The 1,845-nt window shown below is 63.1% G+C and carries 3 protein-coding genes and 1 pseudogene; all 4 read left to right on the top strand.

The annotated features are described in order from the left end of the window. Positions 1-158: pseudogene (locus tag AUC71_RS21405) on the top strand (AraC family transcriptional regulator CmrA); the annotation flags it as partial. Between the two features lie 137 nt (positions 159-295). Continuing rightward, positions 296-580 carry a hypothetical protein gene (locus tag AUC71_RS12485; RefSeq protein WP_141701667.1) on the top strand — a complete coding sequence of 95 codons (285 nt, stop codon included), beginning with the start codon at positions 296-298 and terminating at the stop codon, positions 578-580. A gap of 264 nt (positions 581-844) precedes the next feature. Beyond that, the gene (locus tag AUC71_RS12480) at positions 845-1,441 is read left to right on the top strand and encodes a hypothetical protein (protein ID WP_069624525.1); all 597 of its coding nucleotides are present in this window, start codon (positions 845-847) and stop codon (positions 1,439-1,441) included. Then, positions 1,429-1,617, top strand: coding sequence for a hypothetical protein (locus AUC71_RS20365; RefSeq protein ID WP_204376718.1), 189 nt, complete (start codon positions 1,429-1,431; stop codon positions 1,615-1,617). Before AUC71_RS12480 ends, AUC71_RS20365 begins: the two co-directional genes overlap by 13 nt. Positions 1,618-1,845: the final 228 nt, after the last annotated feature.

Here is a 1,845-nt window from a genome sequence, read left to right as displayed (position 1 = left end):
TGCTCCAAGGCCTTTGCGACGCGGCCACGGCAAGCCATAGCGTGGGCTATACCAGCCCCTCGCAGTTCAGCCGCGAGTATCGCCGCCTGTTCGGATTGCCGCCGCAGCGCGACATTGCACGGCTCAAGACGTTTCCGGACGGCTTCATCGCCGCCTGATCCGGCGCGCGAACATGAACGCCAGACAACCGGGAGTTCAAAAACGGGTTCACCCGGGTTGTGGGAAACCTCCACCATCAACCGAGAAGAACGGAACAAGCCGGGCTCGGGGATGCGTGAACAGGATGGAGACACCCATGACCAAGCTCAATCGCATGATCCTGATTTCCGTTGCCGCCCTGATGAGTGCCGCCGTGACCACGAGCGCCATGGCCGCATCGAAACAGGACTGTAGGACATACGCCGAGAACGCCGTATTTCAGTCCAACACCATGCAGGCGCAGAACCGCGGCTGCACCGGCTGGCGCTGGCATAATTGGTATGACGGGCATTACAGCTGGTGCCGCAAGGTTTCGAAAGATACGGCTAGGGCCGAATATTGGGTCCGCCAGCAGACCATCGCCAACAACGGCCCCTGCTAGCGGCTTCAAGAGCTTAGAAGCATCGCCCGGCAAAATTGCCGGGCGATCGCTTGCCTTTTTGCCGCGCCCCTCAAGGCAAATTGCCCCCCCGTGCTATAGAGACCGTGGGCCTGGCCGTCCCTGGCTCAGGTTGCGCTCAAACAAGGGGATACTGATGGAGCAACACAATAATCGGTCCTGGATGACCGTCGCCGGCCTTCTCGTGGCCGGTCTTTTTATCGTCGGACTTGCCGTTTTCACCAGCAAGCCATTCCAAGAAACGTTTTGCAAGCCGAAGCCATCCACGAGACGGCGGCGGAATCCACGCAAGCGGAGCCGTCTGAGTCTGCGGACGAAGAGCCGTCCAAGGCCGCCCAAGACAAACCTGCCGGCACCGCGGCGGAAGAGTCGTCCGAAGTTGCGGAGGCGGCGCCAGCCGAAGCCGCCGAGGAGACGCCAGCCAAGCCTGCAGACGAACCACCGTCGGAGGTCGCTGCCGCCGAGGATGCGCCCACTGCCGCAGAGGAAGCTGCGGAGACGAAGTCAGAGGCCACTGCTGCCGACGAGGAAGCCGCGGAGGAAAAGGGCGAAACGGCTGGGGCCGCGGACGAAGCGGCTGCCGCCGGGGAAGATCTGTGCTGCAAGCAAGGCGACGAGACACCGCCGCTCGAGCTGGTGCAGCAAGTGCCCCCGGGCGGGCTGCACAATCCCTACGACTGGAAGAAGCTGGTGGCGGAGTCGCCCGAGGACTATCTCGTGAAGCAGTTCCGTCTCCCGGGCTGCAACGAGTGTCACGGCGGCGGCGGCGGCGGCGGCTTCTGCCCGGCCTATCCCAAGGCGTCTGGTTCTGGGGCAACACCGACGACGTGTTGTTCCGGCTGATTGCGATGGGCTCCAAGGCTCTGGAGGAGCAAGGCTTCACACGCATTCAGTGGGGCACCGTGAAAGCGCCGATGCCGGAAATGGGACACGTCATCAAGACGTCGGACCACCTCTGGAAGATCGTTTCCTTTATCCGGTCGATCAACCTCCGGGAACCAACCCGCCGGAGAAGGTGATCCCCGGACGCTATACCCCGCCCGGAGACAAGGCGGCCGAGTAGCAATCCGCACCAGAAGGCATCGCCCGGCCCCGCGCCGGGCGTTTCCTTTTTCAGGCGTCATACCGGCGCAAGCCGGTATCCAGTGCGCGAAGCGCGAAACGCCACTCCTCCGCTCGTCCCCGCGCAGGCGGGGACCCAGCATGTAATTTTTCTCTGGATTCCCGCTTTCGCGGGAATGAGCGGA

The organism is Methyloceanibacter marginalis, from assembly GCF_001723295.1.
GTDB lineage: Bacteria > Pseudomonadota > Alphaproteobacteria > Rhizobiales > Methyloligellaceae > Methyloceanibacter > Methyloceanibacter marginalis.
The sequence above is the reverse complement of the archived record's forward strand: the minus strand, read 5'-3'. Positions and strand labels throughout refer to the sequence as shown.